We start from the raw sequence: 25102 nt of genomic DNA, 5'->3' as shown, positions 1-25102 counted from the left end.
GGTTCATACAATTTAATTGATCAAGAGAAATGTATTTGTTTCGGATTAGAAATTAATGCAAATCATATTCGCTCAAAGCAAGATGGAATTGTAACAGCAATTGGAACACCGATACATAGAGGTCATTCAACGATGGTTTGGGATATTCGTATCATTGATGAAAATGATGACTTATTATGTATTTCAAGATGTACAGTAGCAATTAAAGAAAAACGTGAAAAATAGAAAAGAGGCGGCTCTTATGAGCTGCCTCTTTTTTTAATTAGAACTGGATTTTTTCTCTAAGAAACCTTTTAGTTCGCTAATTGGCATACGAACTTGCTAGTGTAGCAGGAAATTTTTTAATGAATGGAATGGAAATTTCAGCAAAAGGTAATTACGCATCTGTGTACACACCAGCTATATTAGTTACATCTATTTTCTTCTTAATATTATTTTTCATTACTGGTTTAATGAATAGTTTCCGATTATTACGTAAAACAGAATTAGAATTAATACGTGAAGATGAAACGCAAGATGAGGTGAAGAAAAGTAAGACTCGCACTGTTATTATGACAGTACTAGGTGTATTGCTAGTAAGTACAGGATATTATTTTATGGTGAATATAAAAATGTTTGCTGAACTAGGATTTATAATAGCGACAATTGTTACGACAGTAGGAACGTATTTCATTTTTAGCTCGTTGCTCCCACTTTTTGTAATGAAAATTAAGGGAAATAAAAAACGAAATGAAACGGGATTAAATAGTTTTACTTATGCACAGTTACGTTTTCGAGTAACTAGTTTATCGAGGGTACTAGGCACTGTAGCGATGTTAATTGCATTAGGTGCAGGTGCGATGACAGCAGGTATGGCGTTTCAAAAGAACGTCGGTATTATGACAGACTTCTCACGTGTGTATGATGTCGTAATTCATGATCCAAATGAACAAGATAAAGCAGCATTAAAAGAAATGGAAATTGTTGAAGAAAGTAAGTATAAGTATAAAGTAGATGAAGAAGCAGTTTATTACTTACGTAACGACTTAACTGAAAAACCACCACTTATTTCAGATCATTTTGATACAAAGACTTTAAAAGAACCTGCTCGTAAACGTGTAGCTGAACCTTTAACTGAACCCGTATATTCTGCTTTGGAAGCTCCCGAAGTAGCGAATAAGCTTCCTCGTATGCCAAAAGATTGGGAAGATGCGGTTGTAAGAGAAATACAAATTACACATAATCAATTTAACGGAAAACCTGTAAGAATTGCTGATGAAGAGCATTATAAAGGAATTCAAGGAACAGAACACACTGTGACATTAGCAAAAGTAGATGATATGAAAAAATATAAACCGTTGTTGATCGAAATAGATAAGAGACAAAAAGAACAAATTGAAAAAACAACAGGTGCAAAAGTAGACTTATTTACTAAAATGACAATTTATCAGTTTATGAACAGTTTCATGAGTGGGACAATGTTTATGGGATTTTTCCTTGGAATTGCCTTTTTGGCAATGATGGCAAGTTCTCTTATGTTCAAAATATTAACGGGCGCTTCTCGTGATGTACGCCGTTATGAAATGTTACGAAAAATCGGTGTGAGACGTAGTATGCTGACAAAAAGTATATATAAAGAAATTTCATATTTATTTATCTTCCCAGCAATTATTGGAATTTCCCACGTTTTAGTAGGGCTTAACTTATTCAGCTTCATATTAGTTGACCCGTTTGTAAAAGTGTGGATGCCAATAGGAATCTTCATAGTAATTTATTTCATTTATTATTGGATTACTGTCCAACTTTATAAAGGGATGGTAATGCCGAAAGAAGAAGTAGCGAAATAGTTTAAGAAAAAAGTCCTTGTTATGAAAACAAGGGCTTTTTTCTATAGGTGTCATACATAAATATGTGTATGCGAGATGTTATAAATTCTTTCTGAGGTTAGAATATTGAAAATTAAGAAAAAAATAAGGGTTTATATAGCGGAAAGTTAAGAAGTTTATGGGAAATTAATAATGTACAAAAAGATTGAGTGGAAATTGGAGAATGTAATTGGTTTACGCGCTTATTTTTGAGGCGATTTGATGTAGTTTTATAGAATTAAATTGATATTTTATAAATTGAACAGAAAGGAAGAGTCTTATGAAGAATATAAAAAAATTAATAAAACTTATTGGAGTCATCATTATACTACTAATAATCATTGCACTAGTATTTTCTACATGGACTTCACAAATAAAAGGTAATAACAGTATAAGTACATTAGGACAAGTAGAGATAAATGGAAGTGATCATGAAATTATGATACGCGGCAAAGATAAGAGTAATCCAGTTATTATCTTTGTACATGGTGGACCTGGTTCTTCAGAAATACCGTATGCTCAAAAATATCAAGACTTATTGGAAGAGAAATTTACAGTTGTTAATTATGACCAAAGAGCAAGCGGGAAATCGTATCATTTCTTTGAAGACTATTCTAACCTTTCGTCAGATCTACTCGTGGAGGATTTATTAGCTATGACGGATTACGTTTCAAAACGTCTCGGTAAAGAAAAAGTAATATTGATTGGTCATTCTTACGGTACATATATTGGAATGCAAGCTGCCAATAAAGCTCCTGAAAAATATGAAGCGTATGTTGGTATAGGGCAGATGAGTGATACAGTAGAAAGTGAGATGAATAGTTTAAACTACGTTATTGAACAGGCACAAAATGCTGGGAATGCGGATGAGGTTTCACATTTAAAAGGGTTAACTGAACAAATTAAAAATGGCGATACATATACCCCGCGAAATTATGTTGCGAAATACGGTGGAACGTCAAGACTTATTGAAAATCCAGATGGTGATAACATAGGGATGTTATTCAGTAATGAATATAACTTGTTTGACGTAATTCGTTATAACTATGGATTATCCTATTCTCAAACAGTTTTATTAGAAAAAGATTTAAAGAATCCATTACCTACTAAAGTAACTAAGCTGAATCTACCGTTTTATTTTCTTATGGGAAAATATGATTATAATACTTCATTTCTTGCAGCAAAAAAATATTTTGATATGATTGAAGCTGATAAAAAAGAATTTATTACTTTTGAGAAATCAGCTCATTATCCGCAATTTGAAGAGAAGGAAAAGTTTTATAAATGGATGTGCGACACATTCGTCAAGTAAATCAAATGTATCCGAACTTTAGGAAATTAAAAAAATTGAGAGATTAAGTAGGTATTAGCGAGAAGTTTAAAGATTTTAGATAAATATCCACAACAAATTCGTGAAGTGAAGAAAAATGTAAAGACTCTTGTATTTATGAACAAGGGTCTTTTTTTTAGCTTGTTTTTTATAAAGAAGGAAAAGATTGGATAATGGTCGAAAAATATAACAAGACTTCCGAGAAATGACCGAAATAATAATATTTTGTCGAGAGAAAGGATATTGAGTATGAAAGAAATGCTACAGTTATTTCGAAAGAAAGTGTATGCACGCTTTTTTCTAGCAAATATTTTAGAGCGACTCGGTTCTATGATTGCTGGAATTTCTTTAATGTTTTACTTGTTAGACCAATACAGTGCAGCAACAGGTATTAATCAAATGGTAAATAGTTTGTATGCTCTATTTGGTTTATTATTATTTGTTACGTGCCTTTATCAAGCTATATTGCCTAGTGGGCAAAAGAGAGTGCAGGGTATAGCTGAAGAGATGTAATATGTCCAACTTTTTATCTCTGAATATTCTATCAAATTCTAAGGGGAATAGTTATGTTGATGCGAACTGCTAAGTGGTGTGGTATTACTTGTTTACAATTATTAGCTGCAATCTTATGTATAATCTGTCTAGGTGCGCTCCCTCGGTTATTTAAGGGATTGCAAATTGATTTAATCGGTTTTTGGAATGCAATCATATATGTAGGAGAGAAATTACTTCATCCAACTGAAATTACATATGGGTTTCAGGTACCGAAAAAATTGTTTCCGCAAATTTGGATCCATTATATTGAAACGATGATAGTATTTCTTTCAGCTTTTTTACTCTCTTTATGTATAGCATATGTACTTGTTGTTTTTGTGCTGCAGCGTTCTCATATGAAACAAAGAATATGGAATGGGATTTTTCTTACCCTTGAGAGCATACCAGATATTTTACTTATTTTATTATCGCAACTTCTTGTCGTAATTATTTTTCAAAAAACAGGATTTATGCCAATCAAACTTGCTGGATTAGGGGAAGAAAGAGTACGTTTGTTACCAATTATATGTCTTACTATACCAACAACGTTATTGTTTATTAAACTTTTGTTATTAAGGTTCAGAGAAGAATTAGAGAAAGATTATAGTATGTTTGCCAAGAGTAAAGGGTTAAGCTTACGGCATATTTTGACACATCATATTTCAAGAAATGTTTTATTGACGACAGTTTATTATGCGAAAACAAATATTTTATTTATGCTATCCAATTTATATATTATTGAATGGATTTTTAACACATATGGAATGTTTGTATTTGTAAAAGAACATTCGAACATAGAAATTTTCACAGTAAGTTTAATTATATTATATGTACCGATTTTTATCTTGTTTCGTTTATTACATACGCTTTTACAAAATGTTATAAAGGAGCGTGTATAATATGTGGCAAGTTGTTAAAAGAGATGTAAGATTTTGGTTTGGTGTTACTTTTTTAAGTGTACTTATGATTGTTAGTATTGGGAATACGTTGTTTTTCGATGGGAACATTCGAGAACTAACGATGTTGTATAACGAAAAAGGAGAATTAGAGGCTGCTCCGTTTTCGCCATCGAGTAAATTTTGGTTCGGAAGTGATGACAAAGGTCGCGATCTTTTCCAGTTAATAATAGAAGGAGCAAAATGGACTGTAGGTGCGAGTATAGTTATTGCAGTTTTACGTGTAGTGATTGGGGGAGGCATTGGTTTATTACTTGGTATGTACAGTAAACGCTCATTTCCAGTTATCTCATCTTTTTTTGATCCATTCAGTACCGTGCCAATGGTTATGATTTCCTATTTTATTTTAAAGGAAGTTTTAATGTTCGACAGTGGAGAGGCAGCTGCTCCGTTTCATTTGCGAGTTGCGTTTCAAATTATAGTTCTTGCATGTCTTGCAGTACCGACAGTTATGTTGTATGTAGCGCAAGAAGTCAAGCGAATTAAGAAAGAAGAATTTATGTTGGCGGCAACAGTGCTTGGAGGAAGTAAGTGGCAAAGACTGAAGCGTCATGTATGGCCGCATATGTTACCATCATTCCTTTTATTAGTAGCCCAGCAATTTGTAAGTACTTTATTACTCCTCTTGCATCTTGGTTTGTTAGAATTATTTTTTGGCGGAACAATAATTTTTGGCGCTATAGATGCAGATAGTGTAACAAAGGAATGGACTGGCCTAATTGGTCAAAACTTCCGTCACTTAACTACTCATACATGGATTGTACTTATACCAATCGCTTTCTATAGTATGACAATCTTGTCAGGAAATCTTATTAGTAATAGTATGCAAGATGCGATTAAACTAGGAAATGTAAGAATGCCGAAGAGGAAGGATAAAGAAGTGAAAGTAGAGAAGCAAGTACAACCTACTATGAATGATTTTTCTTTCTATAAAGAGGTACAAAAATAAAGAAAGATAGCTGAAGACAAATTGTTTTCAGCTATCTTTTTTGTTTAAAGTGGTGGTAAATCAATCTTACCTTCTTCAAATAATTCTTTTATCATATGTTTCGTATAACCAGCTGCTTGACCAAATGTGATTTTTGCTGGCATTGGTGCTTCATTTACATCTACAACTACATCAATAATGCATGGTTTACTTTGTTTTACCGCATTTTCAAAGGCAGGAAGTAAGTCATCTAACTGTTCTACACGGTATCCAATACCACCGCACGCCTCTGCGTATTTTGCGAAATCAGGATTCGTTAAGTCTGTACCAAATTCAATATTCCCCATAACTTCTTGTTCGAATTTAATCATAGCAATTTTATTATTGTTTAATACAATGACAACGATTGGTAGTTTATATTTAACAGCTGTTACGAAGTCATTCATTGTCATTCCAAACCCGCCGTCACCACAAACTGCAAACACTTGTTTATCCGGGAAAGCAATTTGTCCAGCAAGTGCACCAGGTAAACCGCAGCCAAGTGTTGCAAGCCAACTAGAAATGATAAATTTCTGGTTTGTCATACGGAAGTGTCTTGCAGTCCATACTGTTACATTTCCTACATCGACTGAAAGAATTGCGTCATCTTCTGCTACTTTCTGCAGTGCATGCATAACTCGTTGTGGTTTAATTGGAGTAGAAGAATCTTCTTCTTGAGTATGTAATTTTTCTTCCCACTTTTTCATCATTTCTTGATGATGCTCTAAGAAGGAATGATCCTCGTGTTTTTCTACATTTTCAATTAACCATTTTAATGTTTTATCAGCATCACCAGCTAAGCCGATATCTGTCGTATAACGTTTCCCGATTTGTGCGGGGTCTGTATCAATATGAAGTGTTTTTGCTTTTTCGGGTAAGAAACCAGTGAACGGATAAGAAGTGCCCACCATAATTAAAGTATCTGCATGCTTCATTGCTTCATAAGAAGGTTTCGTCCCGATTAATCCTAATCCACCGATACAAAGAGGGTGTTCATCAGGAACAATCCCTTTAGCTGGTAATGTAAGTACGATTGGAGCACCGATATGTTCTGCAAATGCAAGTAAAGACTCTCTCGCATGTTTTGCTCCTTTCCCGGCTAAAATAACAGGTTTTTTCGCTTCATTAAGTGCGAGTTTCGCTATAGCTAAATCTTCATCTTGCGGAAATATTTCTGGTAATGTAAAGGAAGAGTTTGTAATGCGCGCACCATTTTTCACTTCAAATTTCGGAACATCATCTGGAATTGTAAGAACCGAGACACCTTTTTTTGTATATGCCATTCGAATAGCTTGATTCACTACAGCAGGTAATTGTTCAGCTGACATTATTCGTTGGTTATAAACCGCAACGTCATCAAACATTCTTTCTAAGTTTACTTCTTGGAAAAAATCCGTTCCGAGTAAGTCGGTTTCTACTTGTCCTGAAATTGCTAGTACAGGAGCTTGATCGAGTTTGGCATCGTATAAACCGTTTAATAAATGAATAGCCCCAGGTCCTGCAATAGCCATACAAACACCAAGTTTTCCTGTTAATTTCGCATAGGCTGCCGCTGCTAACGCGCCAGCTTCTTCATGGCGAACTTGAATAAATTTAATTTTATCTTGTTTTTTTCTTAAAGCTTCAATTATAGAATTGATGGAATCTCCAGGCATACCATATATGTGTTCTACACCCCAGTCAATTAAAAGATCCACTAATGCTTCACCGGCTGTTTTTCCAAACATAATCGTTCCTCCTTATAATAGGTAGATACTATTATGTTTTGGAGAAAAAGGAAAAATATACAAATGATATAACTTATTTGTTTTAATGGTGTCCAGTGAAAAGAGTGAAGACTATTATTAGTAAAAATCCACTAATAGACCACGATAGAAACGGAAGGAAAGGTAGCTGTTTTTTTGCTTTCCAAAGCATTTCGTGAATTGTGACATAGCCAAGAGAACCAATTGCGCTTCCCATAATAAGCCCTTGTAAATGGAGCGCTTTCCCGTCCATCATAATGCCAAAAACAGTACCGGTTCCTAGGATGAGAGAAAGTAATAAAGTTGTTAATAAAAATGAAATGTATTTATGTTTTGTAAAAAGAAATGGAATAATTAAAGCTAACCCTTCTGGAATATGGTGAATGACAATCGCAAGTAGGAAAGGAATGGCAGAGTCATTATGATTTATAAATGCTGTACCTAACGCAAACCCACTCGGCATATTATGAATGAATATAGCGAAAGAAAGAAAAAGGAAGGTTTGCCATGCTTGTTGATCTTTCTTATGTATAATCGGATGATGGCAATAGTTATCTAATAAGCTCATAACTAAAATACCAATAGCTATCCCAAGTATAGGACCTATTATTTCATAGCTTGAAAATGTCTCAGGAATAATTTCAAGTGATAAAAGTCCAAGCAAAATCCCACCACATAATGCGTATAAGCGATGCATCTTTTCTTCAATTAGTTGGCGTGTTGCTACTCCAACAGCACCGCCTAATAGTAATCCACCGAATGAAAAAAACGTAACAATCATTGGGATCCATAATCGTTCCACTTTATCACACTCCGATTCTTTCCACTTATTTTTAGCTTACGAAAAGGAAAGTTAGATTAGTCCAAGTAATTGTGTTTGATTATAGAGAAAAAACTAACAATTCGTTATAATTTACATATTAAATTTAAGTGGAAAGATGAAAAGGGGAATAAGTTTGCAGACAAATTGGAGTTTATCCGAATACGAAAATCCGAAACGATATGATGTGGAAAATAAAAGTTTATCAGATTTTCCGTTTTTACTATCATGGGCGAAAAAACTAAATATACAAAATGAATGGATTCTAGATATTGCCTGTGGAACAGGGAGAGTCACAATTCCATTCATAGAAAACGGATATCAAATGATTGGTGTAGATATACATGAAGGAATGCTTGCTGAAGCGAAGAGTAAATCTGCGAGTTTAACGAATGTGAAATGGTTACAGCAAGACTGCTTACAATTGAATATTGAAGAAACAATTCCGTTTGCGTATATGGTTGGCCATGGATTTCAGCATTTTCTTACGAATATACATCAAAATCAGTTATTAACATCTATTCATCATGTGTTAGCTGACAATGGTATATTTATATTCGATACACGTTTCCCTTCAAAAGAAGAATTAATACAACCATCTACAGAAGAATATTGGACAACTGTTAATGATGAAAAGGGAAGAAAGTGTGATTTATATACTGAAATGATATATGATTCAATTCAGCAAATACAGCACTACATAACAACAAGAAGGTTTTATGAGGATAATACGCTAGTGGAGGAACTGAAAACAACAATAGATCTTCGGTATACGTATCCACAAGAATTAGAAAGATTGTTACAATTAAATGGGTTTGAATTGCTGCATATATATAATGATTGGGAAGGAAATGAGTTGAGAGAGGATTGTTATTCTATGGTGGTAATATGTCGGAAGAAAAGATAGTGTTGGTGGATATAAGGTGATAAGTGACAATTATAGATTTATAAATACGAATTAAAGTCTATTATTTATTAGATTTTTGCTAGTATTTTTTATGAGGGTGGATAGTGTTTGATGCACACATTAAGAGGTTTTATGTAACAGGAAAGAGAAGCTTTTTGTTTGAATTTCAGGGTATACAAAATGTAAACGTTGACTGGGATTTATTTCTCATGCTAACATATAGATAATTTAATCAAGGCGGTGGAAATGTATTGGACTCAGATGTTGACTCGGATAGGTGGCTAAATGACCTCGATTTTCTCAGAGTACCCCTCATCATTTTGAGAATGTAGAGTTTATACAATCTCATGTTAATGTGTATGAAGTAGGTCTGGAAAGAGAAAATATATCAGGAGGTGAATCCTTTAGTTTCAAGGAAGCTAAGGGAATTAGTTGGACATATTTAATTTAATCATGGTAGCGGTTTTAATCGCATGTACTGCATTTTTCGTGGCAATTGAGTTTGCTATTGTAAAAGTAAGAGGATCAAAGATTGATCAATTTGTATTAGAAGGAAAGAAGGGTGCGCTGGCAGCTAAGAAAGTGACATCAAACTTGGATGAGTATTTGTCAGCCTGTCAATTAGGGATTACAGTTACAGCAATGGGACTCGGGGCACTAGGTGAACCAACGATTGAGAGACTTTTACATCCTTTATTTGATAAGTGGAACATCAATCCTTCCATTGCAGGTGTATTATCTTTAGGAATTGCTTTTACTATTATGACGTACTTACATGTTGTAGTTGGTGAATTAGCACCAAAAACATTCGCGATTCAAAAGGCTGAGAAGGTTACGTTATTACTTTCGGCTCCGCTTATCTGGTTCTACAAAATCATGTATCCGTTTATTCGCTTGTTAAATGGCTCTGCAAGGATGATAACAGGAATGTTCGGCTTAAAACCTGCATCAGAGCATGATGTAGCACATACAGAAGAAGAATTACGATTGATTCTTTCTGAAAGCTATGAACGTGGAGAAATTAATCAAGCTGAATACAAATATGTAAATAATATTTTTGAATTTGATAATCGTATTGCGAAAGAAATCATGGTCCCTCGTACAGAAATTATAGGGCTACATGTAGATAATTCTTTAGCAGACCATATGAAAATAATTCGTGATGAAAAGTATACACGTTACCCAGTATTTGGGGAAGATAAAGATGAAATCATTGGTATGGTGAATGTGAAAGACTTCTTTATTCGTTATATGAATAAAGAAACAAAAGAATTTAGTTCAATTCAATCGTATACGCGTCCAGTAATCGGAGTAATTGAAACTATACCAATACATGATCTTTTACTACAAATGCAAAAGAAACGTATTCCATTAGCTGTGTTATATGATGAATACGGCGGTACGGCTGGTATTGTAACCATTGAGGATATTCTGGAAGAGATTGTAGGAGAAATCCGTGATGAATACGATGAAGATGAGCGTCCGCCCATCCAGCAAATGAATGAAGATCATGTTGTCGTAGAAGGTAAGGTATTAATTAGTGAATTAAATGATTTACTAGGATTACATATGAATGATAGTGATGTTGATACGATAGGTGGTTGGATTCTGATGCAGAATTATGATATAGAGGAAGGGCAAACAGTAAATAGCGAAGGATATGTATTTAAAATTCTTTCTAAAGACCCTCACCAAATCAAACGTGTTGAAATACAAAAAGAAATGTTGGAAGCAGCAACTGTATAGTTGCTGCTTTTTATGCAGCTGGTAATATGGTAGCCTTCTTTATTAAACGAATTGATTGATCAACTCTCTAGCTGTTAATACATTACCGAAATAGGGAATGATTGTTTCCTTTGCATTCAAGGTTCAACACTCCTTCGATATTGTAAAATATATCTCATTTATACAAATTGTAATATAATTTAAATGTAAATTCGTAGCGTAAAATAGATTAAAAGTAACAAATGTTGAGAAATGATTCCCTTGTCAAAATTAGTATTTGTATTTCACTAGATAATAAAAAATGTAGAATGATTTCATTTTTGACATTGTTATTTACTAATAATCAAAATACAAAATAAAGAAATTTCTTGGCTGGAAATTTTCACACAGTCATAAGTGGAGGCAATAGTTATGCAGCAAATTAAAAAAATAGGAAACTCATTTTGGTATATGACACCTGTTTCTGAAACAGATAGACCTATATTAGGAATGGTCGTTGGAAAAGAAAAAACTTTAATGATTGATGCAGGAAATTCAGAAGAACATGCACAATTGTTTTTAGAAATGCTAAAAGAACAGAATGTATCAAATCCTGATTTCGTAGCATTAACGCATTGGCATTGGGATCATATTTTTGGATTGCCTGTATTACAAGATGCAGTATCTATTGCACATATTGAAACGAAAAAAGAGATGAACACACTTGTTTCTTACGAGTGGACGGATGAGGCATTGGACGCACGTGTAAAAGAAGGTACAGAAATTGAATTTTGTGCGGAATGTATCAAAAAAGAGTTCAGTGAAAAACCAAGAAATATTAAAATTATTCCTCCGACCTTAACGTTCCAGGATCAACTTGAATTAGACCTTGGTGATGTGACATGTGTGTTAAAGCATGTGGGCGGAGATCATTCACATGACTCTGTTGTTATGTATATTAAAGAAGAAAAGATATTGTTTTTAGGAGACTGTATATATGCAGATATTTTTTCTTCGAAGTGGAACTATACGACGAAACGAACGTTTACATTAATAGAAGAATTAGAGAAATTTGATGCTGAGACATATATTCTTTCTCATGGGGAAGCAATAGATCGAAATGAGTTTTTGCGAGAGATTTGTTTGCTAAAAACAGTAGGAACTTATACAGAAGCTCATAAAGGCGATGAAGAAAAGATAAAGGCAGCGTATAAACAAGAACTAGATAGAGAATTAAATGAAGATGAGTTAGAAACAATAACGTATTTTGTAAATGGTTATGAAATGAATAATTTGTAAAATACAACTCTAATCAAATTAACGCTTATTTTGATCAAATATAATATAATTGCACAAAAAGAGTATTGAAAGTTAATTCAATACTCTTTTGAATAAGTAAATATTAAGTCGCAACCAATTTGAATTTTTTTGCAGGCTCATCATCTGAAATTATACGACTTTATTTATTTTTCGTATAGATAGAATTTCAAGTAGAAGCTTTCTTTGCTAATTCAGTTATATAGTTGAAAAATACATCACGTTTTACATCATAAACAACATTTACAGGTCGCCCATCAGCAGTTTCCACTGTACGCCCTTGGCTAGGTCCATATGTATGAACAATACTATTAATCATTTGTACTTTTGCAAGATCAGCCTTCCCAACAAACGCAGCGGTTAATACATCCCACAAATAGTAAGTAGAGTTCGTTGAGAAGTGAACGAGAGGGGGAACCATTGCATAGCATTGACCAAGGAAATCAACACCAATATACTTACGCTCTTTTGCCCACTGTTCACGTATGTCTATAGTTAGCGGAACCTGGTTTGTACTTTCTAGAGTTACTAAATCAATGATTATATTAGCATTCCAAACACGAGCTACTGCTTCGGGATCCCAAAATGAATTCCATTCGGCTGTTCCGTCATGTTCTGGCTCATGTACATTTCCCGCAGTACGAAATGTACCGCCCATCCAAACGAGACGTTCAATTTTATCTTCGATTATTGGAGATTCATATAATGCACGAGCAAGGTCAGTCAGGGGCCCTGTAAATAATAAAGTTGTTTTTCCATCAGTTTGTAGAAGAGTCTCTATTATATGACGATGTGCAGGTTTAGCTGCCGCGGGTGTTATAACTTTTCCAAACTCATTTAAAATTGGTAAAGCATCTACATAAAATGCATGCATCCGCCAGTCTTTTGGAAATGGATTTTTCCCACGAGAGTTTGACGCTGCTACTTCAATATTACTTTTGCCGAAGCGATCGATAATTTTACGACTTGCAGACATTGCTGGTTCTAAATAGCAATCTGCTGGGATAACGGATACACCAGTAAGTGCAATGTTTTCCATTTGAAGTAATAAAAATAATGAAATTAAATCATCTACACCACCATCATGATTGAAGTACACTTTTTTCATCATTTTAATCTCCATTCTTTAAAATTTAACCAGGAATTAAATTTTAATTGATGAAAAATCATCAATAATTTCCACCACTTCAATCTCCCCATTAATGAGTAGTTCAGGAAGTTCATTTCTAACATTTCCTTTCCAATACTCTCTAGCTTGTTCAATTTTTTGAGAGAAAGGAATACCATCTTCTTTCGGCAAAAGGTTTCCATCACCTTCAAAAGTACTTCCAATCACTCGTAGTTTAACAATCTGTAAAACATCTCGATTATAAGAATCAAATAAAGCTTTCCATTTCAAAGCATCCTCATAGCTTTTGGAAGCATATAAGCAAGACAATCTTGAGGGATATTCAGGGAATTCTTGCAGCCTAACCATTTCCACAATCGTTTCTCTAACCGCTCTAATTGTTTGATCCACATAATTCATAACTACTTTAGCATTTTCATTATTTATATGTAATTCCTCATTGAGATAATGACTTTTTAAAATTTGAATGGAGTCTTCACCATTAGAATTTAATTGTTCTCTTTCAAAAAGAAGTGATATAGAGTATTGGTTTGATTTTTGTCAAAGTGAATGATTTGTCCGAAGTTCATTTTTTTCTAGTAACAACGTGATAAACGTAAAATTCGTTCTCGTTCATGATTTTCCTCCTAGCGTTTTTTTCATATATAAACGGAAATTATAGAATTATTTTATAAAAAGCTTTACGGATTGCTGTTTCTCTAGGGTCATCAAACATTTGCATGCCAACTCGTGTCATTGCATATGAAAAACCGACTCGATTAATTGGATCAGCAAAACATAAGGAGCCACCTGCACCTGGATGACCAAAGCAAGATGGATTTCCATAGTTAGAACCGGTTGTTAACGGCTTGAAAAATCCTAATGAAAATGCCGTGTCGACGGTTTGGACAGCATCACGCCAGCCATTTTTCGTTTGGATAGGTGGTTTGGATAATTCATCTAATGTATGTTGGATTATTCCTAAGTGAGGACCACCACTAGCAAATTCGCTATATATTTTGGCCATATCACGTACTACTCCAATACCATTTCCAGATGGGAATTCTACTTCTCGTAATTCTCTTTTGTTGAAATTATCATGAGCTAATAATCCTTTTGGATCAACCATACTACGTTTTGCTAATGATTTTGGATTCATAAATGCCCATAGTAAGCTTTTAGGGAAGGAGCCGAAGTTTTTAAATATATCAAAGATAGATTGGATTCCTTTAATAGTCGCTATTCGTTCATCCGAAAGGGTAGAGGGGATACCAATATACATTTCGGCTTGCAAGGGGCATGAAATTTCTTCATTGAAAAATTGAGTCAGACTTCTGTCCTTTGGATCTACATGACGAATTAACTCACTTATATACCAGCCGATTGTCCAAGTATGATAGCCGTGTTTTGTACCAGGTTCCCAAGCTGGTTTCATAGTTTCTAAATATGGGGCAACGTTTTTGGTATCAAAGTCACTAAGTGTATGTAATGGTAATTCATTAATACAGCATAATCCCGCTGTATGTCCGAGTAACTGCCGGACTGTAATGTTTTCTTTTCCGTTTATCCCAAATTCATTCCAGTAAGTAGATACTTTTTCATCGTAATCTATATACCCTTTTGAATGGGCTAAAGCTAATGCAAGAGCAGCAAACCCTTTTGTCCCAGAAAATATGAGAACTGCTGTATCTTCTGTCCAAAATTCCTTAGTTTGGTGATCACGATACCCACCCCATAAATCAACAACACACTCACCGTTGAAATAGATACAACATGCCGCCCCTAATTCTTCACGAGTTGTAAAATTTTCTATAAATGCATCCTTAACTTTTTCAAACCCAGGTTTGACGAAACCGTCAATATGAATGGTTTGTTCCATTATTTAATCTCCTTACTTTTAAGTATTGATATCGAAAAAATGTTATATGTAGTAATACAACATTGAGATATATAAAACCTTTATAAAAAAATAAAATTATAGAACATGAGAATTTAAGTGAAAAAGGGGAGAAATCTGAAATCTCTTTAAAAACGTTCACAAAATGTTCACTTACGAAGAGGTTTTCAATATCGATATAATGACAAAGACTTAAACAGAAAGGATGATAGAAATTGCCAACAACAAGAAAGGAAAACCTCCAATTTGGTATGATGATGTGCCTCGGGATGGTTATCGTTATGACGTTTTACAATTTAGTAATGAATGGAGCAGGAGGGCCAATTCATGTTAAGGAGATCTTAATAGAACTTGTTATCGGATTTATTATTGCGCTATTAATTGAAATATGTATCGTTGGGCCGTGTGCGAAAAAGATTGTATTTGCATTACCATTTGATAAATCAAAAAAAGTAAACATGATTATTGCGATGGCAACAACAATGGTAATTGGAATGGTATTCTTTATGTCATTTTACGGAATGGCTATGATGTATTTACATAATGGGTTACATGGTGACTCATTCGTTTCAATTTATTTTTCGGTTTTTATTAAAAATTTCATTATAGCGTACCCACTTCAATTAATAATAATGGGACCTCTTGTACGTTTCTTATTTGGAAAGTGTGTTTTGAAGAATAAAGGTGTTAATGTAGCGTAGTTTTAATTGATAAAACATTATATATGGATAAAATATTTTAAATACATCTCACATATGTTGAGATGTGTTTTTTCGTGTGAATTACTAATTATTTTCATATCGATGTGACATTTGTCCTTTTGTCGTTGTAGTATTGTAGCTTTTAATTAAATCATAGATAGAAGATTAGGAGATGATTTTTTGAAAGGTATTTTACTTGCAGTTTTTGGAGGAGTATTCATTACACTTCAAGGTACGTTTAATGCGAAACTTAGTTCAGATATCGGTATATGGTCGACGAGTATTATGACGCATTTAATTGGGTTTCTTATTGCAGTAACTATATTTTTGTTAAAGAAAGAAGAGAAAGTAACGGATTTAAAGGGTGTAAAAAAAGTATATTTAGCAGCTGGCGCACTTGGTGGGTTGATTATTTGTGCGGAAACAATGGCGATATATTCAATGGGAGTTACATTAACAGCTGGAACACTTATGGTTGCTCAATTATTAACAGCTACTGTTATTGAAATGAAAGGATTATTTCATATAAAAAAGATACAAATGGAGAGATACCATATTGTGGGGACAATAGTAATGATTTTAGGTATTTTTGTGTTTAATATGTAAGGAAAGAAGGGACTGTAAGTGGATAATAAATCAGACTTAATTATTCAATATTTGAAAGCTTATAATATAATTGAAATTTTTTCAGGAATAAATACTGACAATTTTCAAGTAAATCATTTTGAAAAAGGCAAGCTTATTTGCGATAAAGATGATGAAATTCATCGTTTATATTTTGTTATTAAAGGAAAAGTAAAAGTTTACACGATTACACCAGAAGGAAAGAAACTGATTCTTCGCTTTATAAATCCGTTGGCGATTGTTGGTGATATTGAACTAATACAAAATAGTAAAGCACATAACGTTGTTGAAGCTTGTTCAGATGTAGTAGCTATTTCTATTTCTTATAAGGTTATTAGAAACAAGTTATTACATGATCCTATATTTATGAACTTTTTGCTTGAAAATATTGCGAACACGTTAAAAATATCGACTCGTTTTACAGCTCTAAATTTACTTTATCCGGTAGAAGTACGTGTAGCTAGTTATTTACTTTCAATTTCAACGGATAGTAATGGGAATATGTATAAAGAGGATTTGGATTCAACTTCTGTATCAAGTATTGCAGATTTTATAGGTGTAAGTTATAGACATGCAATTCGAGTTTTACAAAAATTTTATAATGAAAAATTAATTGAAAAGAATAATGGAGTTATTGTAATTAAAGATTTTTTTAGAATGAAGGAAGTTGCTAAAAATAATATATATGAGTAATGAAAGGGAGAGAAGGATTTTGATTGGATTTAGTTTAGCTATATTAGCTGGAATATTAATTAGCTTACAATCTGTTTTTAATACGAAAGTGAATGGAAATGTAGGACAGTGGCTAACAACTGCATGTGTTCTTGGAATAGGTCTCATAAGTTCTGTTCTATTTTATATCATTACAGAGAAAAGTATTAGCGTTAACTTCTATACTACAAATTATTTATTTTATATAAGTGGATTGTTTGGCATCGGATTAATTATTTGTATAATGGGTGCAATAAAGAGTTTAGGTCCAGCTTATACGGTGCTCATTAGCCTTATCACTCAATTAGTTGTTGCATTATGCATTGATACATTTGGATTATTTGGAATGGAGAGAGTACCTTTACAAATAAATAAATTAATTGGTATAGGTCTATTAATTGTAGGGATAGGGATTTTTAAAAATCTTTTTTCGAATAAGAAAGCTATTACTATAAATGAGGATAGGGCCTAAAGAATTTAAAGGAAATAGATGTTAATAATTAGAACATATACATTTAGGTGGTAGTAAATGAGCGATAAGGAGAGAAAATAAGTGATTCAGTACATGTTGGAAGATAGATGGTGTACATTATTACAAATAATCAAATTGAACGTGGTGAAAAAGAACAATGGGTTTCAGTTACAAAAGATAATGATATGGGAATTCCATTTTATGAAGCAGTTGGATTTAAATACCAAGATGAAAGACCAGCTTATGGGCTACCTGTAAGCGAAGGTTTCACATCTATTCGATACAAACGTGAGTTAGCAATTAGCTTAGTTGAAAGATAAATAAAAAAGACCTCGTCCGAATTATATTTAGGTTATAGTTGTTGAAGTCAATAAAAGTAAAGGAAAGGCAAGGACCTATTTGATATGTACAATATGTTTTTGCCTTTATATTTTATATTATAGTTAGTTTTGAAAAAAGTTTGACAAAAAGGTCTATTTGGTAGGGTAAGTACTTATGCATAAAATAACACTAATTTTTTGTACACTGTTGCTATAAACTCTCGCGAGAGTTGGAAAATAGATTTGCGAATCTATTTTCCAACCTGATGTGGTGATGAGATGCGAAGCTATTATGAATGCAGTGATATAACTAGGAGGTTTCCACTATGACAGCTTTATTTAAAGCTATGGAGTTCCAGCTGAAAACCGAACGACTTGATCTGAGTATGTGGGAGGAATCGGATTCAGTCTGGATGAGAAAATTAATTGGCGAACGTGGTGTGGATATGCCAACCCTTGACGCCGTTCGTAGCAAGCTTATCGAGATGCGTAAGAGGGCAGGCGAAAATGGCATTTCCCTTCTCACTATTCGCCGACGAGACGAAGGAGATTTCATTGGATACTGTGGATTGATTATCGGTCGTTCCACACTTGAAGAGCCGGAGATCGCATACGAGTTGTTCCACAGTGCTCATGGCAAAGGCTATGCGACTGAGGCAGCATCTGCTGTGCTAGACGCTGCGATTGCTACCGGGCGCCACAGACTTTGGTCGACTGTAGGCGCTTGGAATGTTGCGTCCTTCCGGGTGTTAGAAAAGATAGGATTTGAGAGGCATCACAGTACGTGGGACGAGCGCGGTGAGATTGTTTGGAACGTACGCGACCTTTAGAAATCCCGAACCTAACTCGAAACTAGTGAAAAGGAGAAGAGGTCATTAGTTTGGGCGAGAATCCAGATAAAGATAAAAGAACTGATTTATAATCCAAATAGTGACAAACCATAACTGAAGCATGTCCTCCTTCCACATTCAGTAAAAGGTAAGCCTTTTTATTTACAATGGGTATTTCGTGAACTCTCATTAAAACACTCTCCCGTCCTTTGTTTATCTTTAAGGCCGCCTCTAATCAAATTAGGATTGTTTATTTAATGTCCTCGAAAGCGGAGTGCTGCCTTCGCACCGAGGCTTTGTCCTCCTCCAAAAACCAATCGAACGTTTCAAGTTATATATCTTTATTATACTGATTAAACTAAATATTTATTGTTTACTTATTTCATTCATTATGTAAATAAAAAGGATAATTGGCCCTCATAATGGACTAACTATCCTATAGATTATTATATGAATTTAATAAAATCGAGGTCTTCTTTTGTATATGATTAATATACTCAACTATGTGTTGCTCTAAATGTGTAAATTCAGTAGATTTCTCTGATAATAATTTGAAAGTACCTGACATATTTAATAATAAATTCATGTATTCGTTTATTAATTCTTTATTAGTCATTATTTTTCGTGTCCTTTATCAATTTAGTAATTATTTTATTACTATTTTTACTTAAAATCAAATAATATCAATGTTATTTAAATCGTGAGAGATGCAGTAGAGGAAAAGTTAAAGTTTTTTATGAGCGGTGAGTAGAAAGATTATAAAATATTACTTTATACATAAAAAACTAATGAAGCCAATGTCTTTTTCAGTCATTATACTATTAATAATTTTATGGTAAAATCTTTTACATAATGAAATAAAGGGGTAGTATTCTATGGGTTATTTCTCAAATAGTTTATTAGTTTTGTTTGTTCTTATCGTATGTAGCTGTATGATTTTCGGTTGATAATATAATGATAGATTGATATAAAAAGAAGGTATCTCACAAAGATGAGATACCTTCTTTTTCTTATAATTGTAATTTAGATTCAGTATTTGGTGATGGTTGAAATGTATATATTTTATACTCACCATTAGTTGATATATTAAACAAATATTAAATAGAGAAATATATATGGTACCAATCTTATTAAGTTCCTTATGTTTTTAAAGAGAAGGAGTTTCATTTTTTCTTATTGAAGTATTGTTCTAGTCAGTTTAACGTCGGTCAAAATTTTTTTGGAATAAAACAAAAAGGATGATAGGGAGTATTTACATGAAAACTATTTTAAATTACACGATTGAACCCCCTAAAGATTTCAATGAATTATTAACTATGTATGAATCTTTAGGATGGAATTCTCTTGAATTATCGGTTAACGAGTTAGAGAAAATGTGTAAACAAAGTTGGTATGTGATATATGCTTTTAAAGAGCAACAATTAATTGGGATGGGACGAGTAATATCAGATGGTGTAATAACGGGCATTATTTGCGGTGTATGTGTAATGCCAGAGTATCAGTCCATAGGCATTGGAAAAGAAATAGTGGAACGATTAATCCGGCACTGTGAACAAAACAAGGTTATTCCCCAACTTATGTGTGTAGAAAAATTGCAATCTTACTATGAATCTATAGGGTTTGAGGCATTCTCTATTGGGATGACAAAACATATTATTAGATAGCTGGGCTTTATATTATCAGTTTACTCGTGCATATTTTCAAACTTTATTATAAAGGAGAATTGCTGTATGGAGATTGCTAAAGGAGTAGAAATGCTGCACATTGAATTTCAAGAATTTATTATTCACCCAATTCTTATATGGGATGATGAAATGGCAGTATTAATAGATACTGGATTCCCTGGACAAATTGAAGATATACAAGTAGAGATGGAGAGAGTTGGGGTATCGTTTGATAAGCTAAAAGTTGTCATTTTGACACATCAGGATATAGATCATATAGGTAGCCTCCCAGAGTTGTTGCAGAACTGTGGAAGTAATATTAAAGTTTATGCTCACGAGCTAGATAAGCCATATATTGAAGGGGATTTACCTTTATTGAAAGATGGAAATATAGAGAATCCACCAAAAGGAAAAGTGGATGATACTTTGGTTGAAGGCCAAGAACTTCCATATTGCGGTGGTATTCTTATTATTCATACCCCAGGGCACACTCCTGGTCATATTAGTTTATATTTGAGACAAAGTAAAACTCTTATCGCTGGGGATTCAATGTATAGCGTAAACGGAATTTTAGGGGGAATTCATGCCCCAACTACTTTGGACGTAAAGGAAGCGCAAAATTCTTTGAAGAAGTATTTAAATCTAGAAATTGATTCGGTAGTTTGTTACCATGGTGGATTAAGTAAGGGGAATATAAATGCACAAATTCAAAAGCTGTAGATAAGAATTTTTTGTTAATCGGTGCTAAAGTATAATCTAATTGCTAGTATATAAATAAAACCCTTAAATTAATAAAGAGCATGTTGGAAGGAATTTCAAACGTGCTCTTTATTAAATATAATCAATTTAATTTTGATGACTTAACCCATTCCAATAAAACGAAACGATTTGTTTTGCTAATTCATCTATATTTGCAAGAATAGGATTGTGATTCTCATCTTTAAAATTCCCGATTGATAATAAAGCTACGAACGCATGGGCAGCTAATTTTGGATTCCCTTTAGGTATTTCTTCAAGGTCCATCGCATTGTCAAGTGCTTTTTCCAATACTTCATACATGTCATCTTCGGCATTTTTTAATTCCTTTAATTGCTCTTCAGATAAAGAGAGTTTTGCATCTTTCATAAAATTATTCATATCAATATCTATCGTTGCGTGTAAGTATACTGTAGCAAAGTCCAATAATCTTTTTTCCAAAGTCTTATTTGTAGAGAGGATTTGATCCATATTTTCTCTGATTCTTATCATCATTTGAATCATAGTAGCGGTAAATAAATCCGCTTTTGTTGAATAGTAATAGTAGACGGTTGCTTTTGTAACACCACATTCTTTCGCGACCTCATCCATCGAAACAACTTGATAATTTTGAGTGAGAAATAACCTAGTTGCAACTTCTAAAATGATTTCTTTTGTAGATTTTGTATTTTTATTTTGACGAGGCCTTCCGAGAGGACGTTGTTTTTGTTCCAAATACATTCGCTCCTGACATTTATGATTGAGATAATTATAACATAATTGTTTAATCATTCTTGATTAATTAACCGACTGGTATATATAATTAATATTGGAGGGAAAAAGGAAGGTGGGTTTTTATGAAAAAGCACCCGTTACATATGTTAGGGAAGCTTGTAGCAGGGAAGAATACGCAATGGATGACTTTATCGATTTGGATTCTTATTACATTAGTACTTTCATTTACGTTGCCACAAGTAAACAGTATGAAAGAACCGAATCCGAAAAATTTACCTGAAACAGCTATGTCACAGCAAGCTGAAGCACTTATGAAAAAAGAATTTCCTAATAATGCAGGAAATCCGTTGTTAGTAGTATGGCATCGAGATGGTGGATTACAGTCAAAGGATTATAAACTCATACAAGACGTTTATAAAGAATTAAAGGCCAGTCCTTTAAAAGAACAATCAACATTACCACCATTTGATACAATTCCAGAGCAAGTATTATCAAAAAGTGCATCAAAAGATGGTACATCATTTGTTACACCAATATTTTTTAATAAATCTGCTGGAACGGATATATTAAAAGGTAATTTAGAAGAGTTACGAAAAATAGTGAATAGTAAAGTGGATGAAGATCCGTTCAAACAAAAAATTACTGACTCTGGTTTACATCTTCGATTATCTGGACCTGTAGGTATTCAAACGGATGCGGTAAGTTTATTCAGTCAAGCTGATGTGAAATTATTAGTTGCTACTGTACTACTAGTATTGGTTTTATTAATTTTACTGTACCGTTCACCGATTTTAGCGATTTTGCCTATAATTGTCGTTGGATTTGCGTACGGTATTATAAGTCCTACACTTGGTTTTTTGGCCGATCATGGATGGATTAAAGTAGATGCCCAAGCGATATCAATAATGACAGTATTATTGTTTGGCGCTGGAACAGACTATTGTCTATTTTTAATTTCGAGATATAGGGAGTATTTACTAGAAGAAGAAAGTAAATATAAAGCACTGCAACTAGCGATTAAAGCATCTGGCGGGGCAATTATAATGAGTGCATTAACTGTCGTACTTGGATTAGGAACATTATTACTTGCACATTATGGAGCCTTTCATCGATTTGCAGTACCATTTAGTGTTGCTGTTTTCATAATGGGAATCGCTGCATTAACAATTCTTCCGGCATTTTTATTGATTTTTGGTAGAGTTGCATTCTTCCCATTCATACCGAGAACAACTGCAATGAATGAAGAGTTTGCGAAAAAGAAAGTTTTAAAAGTAAAAACTACAAAGGGGACCTTTAGTAAAAAGCTTGGGGATATTGTTGTACGTAAACCGTGGACAATTATTATGCTAACTGTATTTTTATTAGGAGGATTGGCTTCATTTGTACCACGTATTCAATACACGTACGATTTATTAGAATCATTCCCGAAAGATATGCCATCACGTGAAGGATTTACATTAATTACGGATCATTTTTCAGCAGGAGAATTAGCACCAGTAAAGATTGTAGTTGATTCAAAGGGAAAAGATTTACCTATTAAACAAGAAATAGAGAAATTATCTTTTGTTAATAAAGTGAAAGAGCCAATGAAGGGAAAAGAAAATAATCAATTGCAAATGTATGAAGTTTCTTTAGCGGAAAACCCATACTCAATTGAAGCACTAGATCAAATCCCTGAATTGAAAAATAGTGTAGAAAAGGTATTAAAAGATGAAGGGATTAGTAAAGCTGAGAATCATTTATGGATTGGCGGAGAAACAGCTTCCTTATATGATACAAAGCAAATTACTGAACGGGATGAAGCGGTTATTATTCCGGTTATGATTAGTATCATCGCTTTACTTTTACTCGTGTATTTACGTTCAATCGTTGCGATGATTTACTTAATTGTAACTGTCGTTTTATCTTTCTTCTCTGCATTAGGAGCAGGCTGGATTTTACTGCATTTCGGTATGGGAGCTCCCGCGATACAAGGTGCGATACCGTTATATGCATTCGTATTTTTAGTTGCTTTAGGAGAGGATTATAATATCTTTATGGTTTCTGAAATATGGAAGAATAAAAAGAAACAAAATCATTTAGAATCAGTTAAAAATGGTGTTATACAAACAGGTAGTGTAATTACATCCGCAGGTTTAATTTTAGCAGGAACATTTGCAGTATTAGGTACATTGCCAATTCAAGTTTTAGTTCAATTCGGTATTGTGACAGCAATCGGTGTACTGCTAGATACATTTATTGTAAGACCACTGTTAGTGCCTGCAATTACAGTCGTTTTAGGACGCTTCGCTTTTTGGCCAGGAAAACTTTGGAAAGAGGAAAAGCAATTACAAAAAGAAGATACTTTATAAAATAAGGTTGCCGATAAGGTCAGTAAAACTGATTTTAAGGCAACCTTATTTTTTATTTATTGGTCTGATAAAGAATGATTATTTTGAATATGTAACGAAAAATATAAAGGAAATGTATGAGGAGGTTTTAAGTGCATTAAAATTTTTCTTATCAGACATAATAATTCGTAAGAAATTCCAATTGAGTGAGGAATTTCTAAAATTATGTCTTGTTATAGGATGATAAAAATGTGGGACAAGATTGTTTTGTATGTACCTGAGTGGAAAGTTTTTATACAAGCCTTTATCGTACTTTTCATTCCATATATAATTTCAAGATTTTTTAGTTGGATTCGCACATTAGAAAAAGAATAATCTAACGAACCATACGGGACATTTAAGTGAGAATAAATATTAGAAGATTAGTATAGGGAGTTTTTTGAGAAAGAGTGATGAAGGTGAAAGCGCAGGATTCAATAGTTAATCAAAGCCAAGAACAAGGAAATACATATGAGAATAACGCGACAAAGGTTTCTGAAGATTATTTTACAGGAGATTTCAACTTAGATTTAGAGGTCATAAAAAAACAAGCTCTTGATAACTCGGACGTTTATTGTCGAGAGTTTAATATCGGCGGGACTAGCATCCGGGCTGTGCTAGTTTTTGTAGAAGGGCTGTCAGATAAAGATCTTATTGATACGCACATTATGAAATCATGGAAAGTAAAATTACGCCCCATGTTAAAGGGGATAAAATCTCTTTCGATGTCAATGTGCAGTCTGTGGGACGGTTATCCGAAAACTGGTCTGAGTCAGAGGAAGCATTTAAAAATACATTTCTCAAAAGAGCGG

21 protein-coding genes and 5 pseudogenes are annotated in these 25102 nt (G+C 33.5%); 19 read left to right on the top strand and 7 right to left on the bottom strand.

The genetic code is table 11. The features are described from left to right. From JFT89_RS12260 to JFT89_RS12235, 6 genes and pseudogenes are all read left to right on the top strand, one after another. Window positions 1–225 (top strand): hotdog fold thioesterase (locus JFT89_RS12260; protein WP_201040074.1); only part of this gene is annotated, 225 nt, incomplete at its 5' end. A 92-nt stretch (window positions 226–317) separates the two neighbouring features. Continuing rightward, window positions 318–1826 (top strand): annotated as a pseudogene (locus JFT89_RS12255) (ABC-2 family transporter permease); the annotation flags it as partial. 298 nt (window positions 1827–2124) lie between these two features. Next, a complete protein-coding gene (locus JFT89_RS12250) occupies window positions 2125–3156 on the top strand; it encodes an alpha/beta hydrolase (protein ID WP_201040073.1) in 1032 nt (343 codons plus the stop codon). Between the two features lie 267 nt (window positions 3157–3423). Next, window positions 3424–3553, top strand: a pseudogene (locus JFT89_RS30255) (MFS transporter); the annotation flags it as partial. A 187-nt stretch (window positions 3554–3740) separates the two neighbouring features. Beyond that, on the top strand, window positions 3741–4607 hold the full coding sequence (locus tag JFT89_RS12240) for an ABC transporter permease subunit (RefSeq protein ID WP_016095260.1): 867 nt from the start codon (window positions 3741–3743) through the stop codon (window positions 4605–4607). 1 nt (window position 4608) lies between these two features. Further along, entirely contained in the window at window positions 4609–5613 is a 1005-nt protein-coding gene (locus JFT89_RS12235) for an ABC transporter permease subunit (protein WP_016095261.1), read from the top strand. A 44-nt stretch (window positions 5614–5657) separates the two neighbouring features. Here JFT89_RS12235 and JFT89_RS12230 read toward each other — a convergent pair whose 3' ends face one another. Together JFT89_RS12230 and JFT89_RS12225 are read right to left on the bottom strand one after the other, a co-directional pair. After that, window positions 5658–7358 carry a pyruvate oxidase gene (locus JFT89_RS12230; protein ID WP_201040072.1) on the bottom strand — a complete coding sequence of 567 codons (1701 nt, stop codon included), beginning with the start codon at window positions 7356–7358 and terminating at the stop codon, window positions 5658–5660. Window positions 7359–7440: 82 nt separating this feature from the next. Then, on the bottom strand, window positions 7441–8178 hold the full coding sequence (locus JFT89_RS12225) for a ZIP family metal transporter (RefSeq protein ID WP_016095263.1): 738 nt from the start codon (window positions 8176–8178) through the stop codon (window positions 7441–7443). Window positions 8179–8314: 136 nt separating this feature from the next. Between JFT89_RS12225 and JFT89_RS12220 the strand changes: the two genes are divergently transcribed. The 3 genes from JFT89_RS12220 to JFT89_RS12210 all read left to right on the top strand — a co-directional run bounded on the left by JFT89_RS12220 (window position 8315) and on the right by JFT89_RS12210 (window position 12106). Further along, window positions 8315–9103, top strand: a complete 789-nt coding sequence (locus tag JFT89_RS12220) for a class I SAM-dependent methyltransferase (RefSeq protein ID WP_080116899.1) — start codon at window positions 8315–8317, stop codon at window positions 9101–9103. Window positions 9104–9535: 432 nt separating this feature from the next. Beyond that, the gene (locus JFT89_RS12215) at window positions 9536–10849 is read left to right on the top strand and encodes a hemolysin family protein (protein WP_002136233.1); all 1314 of its coding nucleotides are present in this window, start codon (window positions 9536–9538) and stop codon (window positions 10847–10849) included. A gap of 390 nt (window positions 10850–11239) precedes the next feature. Further along, window positions 11240–12106, top strand: coding sequence for an MBL fold metallo-hydrolase (locus tag JFT89_RS12210; RefSeq protein ID WP_016095265.1), 867 nt, complete (start codon window positions 11240–11242; stop codon window positions 12104–12106). A 187-nt stretch (window positions 12107–12293) separates the two neighbouring features. Here the strand turns inward: JFT89_RS12210 and JFT89_RS12205 are convergent, their stop codons facing one another. The 3 genes and pseudogenes from JFT89_RS12205 to JFT89_RS12195 form a co-directional block, all read right to left on the bottom strand. Beyond that, a complete protein-coding gene (locus tag JFT89_RS12205) occupies window positions 12294–13235 on the bottom strand; it encodes a nucleoside hydrolase (protein WP_002136235.1) in 942 nt (313 codons plus the stop codon). 33 nt (window positions 13236–13268) lie between these two features. Next, window positions 13269–13869, bottom strand: a pseudogene (locus tag JFT89_RS12200) (DUF2441 domain-containing protein). Between the two features lie 39 nt (window positions 13870–13908). Beyond that, a complete protein-coding gene (locus JFT89_RS12195; RefSeq protein WP_002136237.1) occupies window positions 13909–15111 on the bottom strand; it encodes an EstA family serine hydrolase in 1203 nt (400 codons plus the stop codon). 233 nt (window positions 15112–15344) lie between these two features. Here JFT89_RS12195 and JFT89_RS12190 point away from each other — a divergent pair, with 233 nt between their 5' ends. The 6 genes and pseudogenes from JFT89_RS12190 (at window position 15345) to JFT89_RS12165 (ending at window position 18787) form a co-directional block, all read left to right on the top strand. Then, window positions 15345–15830: a DUF2798 domain-containing protein gene (locus tag JFT89_RS12190; RefSeq protein WP_201040071.1), complete on the top strand. Its 486-nt coding sequence runs from the start codon at window positions 15345–15347 to the stop codon at window positions 15828–15830. Between the two features lie 180 nt (window positions 15831–16010). Continuing rightward, entirely contained in the window at window positions 16011–16436 is a 426-nt protein-coding gene (locus tag JFT89_RS12185; protein WP_201040070.1) for a DMT family transporter, read from the top strand. An 18-nt stretch (window positions 16437–16454) separates the two neighbouring features. Next, window positions 16455–17147 (top strand): Crp/Fnr family transcriptional regulator, encoded by a 693-nt coding sequence (locus JFT89_RS12180; RefSeq protein WP_201040069.1) that lies wholly within the window; start codon window positions 16455–16457, stop codon window positions 17145–17147. A gap of 19 nt (window positions 17148–17166) precedes the next feature. Further along, window positions 17167–17637, top strand: coding sequence for a DMT family transporter (locus tag JFT89_RS12175; protein ID WP_201040068.1), 471 nt, complete (start codon window positions 17167–17169; stop codon window positions 17635–17637). 107 nt (window positions 17638–17744) lie between these two features. After that, window positions 17745–17957: pseudogene (locus JFT89_RS12170) on the top strand (N-acetyltransferase); the annotation flags it as partial. A gap of 326 nt (window positions 17958–18283) precedes the next feature. After that, on the top strand, window positions 18284–18787 hold the full coding sequence (locus JFT89_RS12165) for a GNAT family N-acetyltransferase (RefSeq protein WP_201040066.1): 504 nt from the start codon (window positions 18284–18286) through the stop codon (window positions 18785–18787). Between the two features lie 439 nt (window positions 18788–19226). On the opposite strand, the pseudogene JFT89_RS30745 reads toward JFT89_RS12165, so the two are convergent. Continuing rightward, window positions 19227–19403 (bottom strand): annotated as a pseudogene (locus JFT89_RS30745) (MarR family winged helix-turn-helix transcriptional regulator); the annotation flags it as partial. A 640-nt stretch (window positions 19404–20043) separates the two neighbouring features. Between JFT89_RS30745 and JFT89_RS12155 the strand changes: the two are divergent. After that, complete coding sequence (locus tag JFT89_RS12155) at window positions 20044–20451, top strand: GNAT family N-acetyltransferase (protein WP_201040065.1); 408 nt, start codon at window positions 20044–20046, stop codon at window positions 20449–20451. Between the two features lie 66 nt (window positions 20452–20517). Continuing rightward, window positions 20518–21171, top strand: coding sequence for an MBL fold metallo-hydrolase (locus JFT89_RS12150; RefSeq protein WP_002065336.1), 654 nt, complete (start codon window positions 20518–20520; stop codon window positions 21169–21171). A gap of 126 nt (window positions 21172–21297) precedes the next feature. Here the strand turns inward: JFT89_RS12150 and JFT89_RS12145 are convergent, their stop codons facing one another. Continuing rightward, window positions 21298–21921 (bottom strand): TetR/AcrR family transcriptional regulator, encoded by a 624-nt coding sequence (locus JFT89_RS12145; protein ID WP_002136246.1) that lies wholly within the window; start codon window positions 21919–21921, stop codon window positions 21298–21300. Window positions 21922–22043: 122 nt separating this feature from the next. Here JFT89_RS12145 and JFT89_RS12140 point away from each other — a divergent pair, with 122 nt between their 5' ends. Together JFT89_RS12140 and JFT89_RS12135 are read left to right on the top strand one after the other, a co-directional pair. Further along, on the top strand, window positions 22044–24272 hold the full coding sequence (locus JFT89_RS12140) for an MMPL family transporter (protein ID WP_201040064.1): 2229 nt from the start codon (window positions 22044–22046) through the stop codon (window positions 24270–24272). Between the two features lie 431 nt (window positions 24273–24703). After that, window positions 24704–25102, top strand: a 399-nt coding sequence (locus tag JFT89_RS12135; protein WP_201040075.1) for a spore germination protein, incomplete at its 3' end; no start/stop codon positions are given.

It is taken from the genome of Bacillus sp. TH25, assembly GCF_016650935.1.
GTDB lineage: Bacteria > Bacillota > Bacilli > Bacillales > Bacillaceae_G > Bacillus_A > Bacillus_A mycoides.
This window is presented reverse-complemented; position numbering and strand designations above follow the sequence as displayed.

Coding starts and splice junctions, on each gene's coding strand:
- JFT89_RS12250 (WP_201040073.1), top strand. CDS start 2,125: ATGAAGAATATAAAAAAATTAATAAAACTTATTGGAGTCATCATTATA.
- JFT89_RS12240 (WP_016095260.1), top strand. CDS start 3,741: ATGTTGATGCGAACTGCTAAGTGGTGTGGTATTACTTGTTTACAATTA.
- JFT89_RS12235 (WP_016095261.1), top strand. CDS start 4,609: ATGTGGCAAGTTGTTAAAAGAGATGTAAGATTTTGGTTTGGTGTTACT.
- JFT89_RS12230 (WP_201040072.1), bottom strand. CDS start 7,358: ATGTTTGGAAAAACAGCCGGTGAAGCATTAGTGGATCTTTTAATTGAC.
- JFT89_RS12220 (WP_080116899.1), top strand. CDS start 8,315: ATGAAAAGGGGAATAAGTTTGCAGACAAATTGGAGTTTATCCGAATAC.
- JFT89_RS12210 (WP_016095265.1), top strand. CDS start 11,240: ATGCAGCAAATTAAAAAAATAGGAAACTCATTTTGGTATATGACACCT.
- JFT89_RS12205 (WP_002136235.1), bottom strand. CDS start 13,235: ATGATGAAAAAAGTGTACTTCAATCATGATGGTGGTGTAGATGATTTA.
- JFT89_RS12195 (WP_002136237.1), bottom strand. CDS start 15,111: ATGGAACAAACCATTCATATTGACGGTTTCGTCAAACCTGGGTTTGAA.
- JFT89_RS12165 (WP_201040066.1), top strand. CDS start 18,284: ATGACAGCTTTATTTAAAGCTATGGAGTTCCAGCTGAAAACCGAACGA.
- JFT89_RS12155 (WP_201040065.1), top strand. CDS start 20,044: ATGAAAACTATTTTAAATTACACGATTGAACCCCCTAAAGATTTCAAT.
- JFT89_RS12150 (WP_002065336.1), top strand. CDS start 20,518: ATGGAGATTGCTAAAGGAGTAGAAATGCTGCACATTGAATTTCAAGAA.
- JFT89_RS12140 (WP_201040064.1), top strand. CDS start 22,044: ATGAAAAAGCACCCGTTACATATGTTAGGGAAGCTTGTAGCAGGGAAG.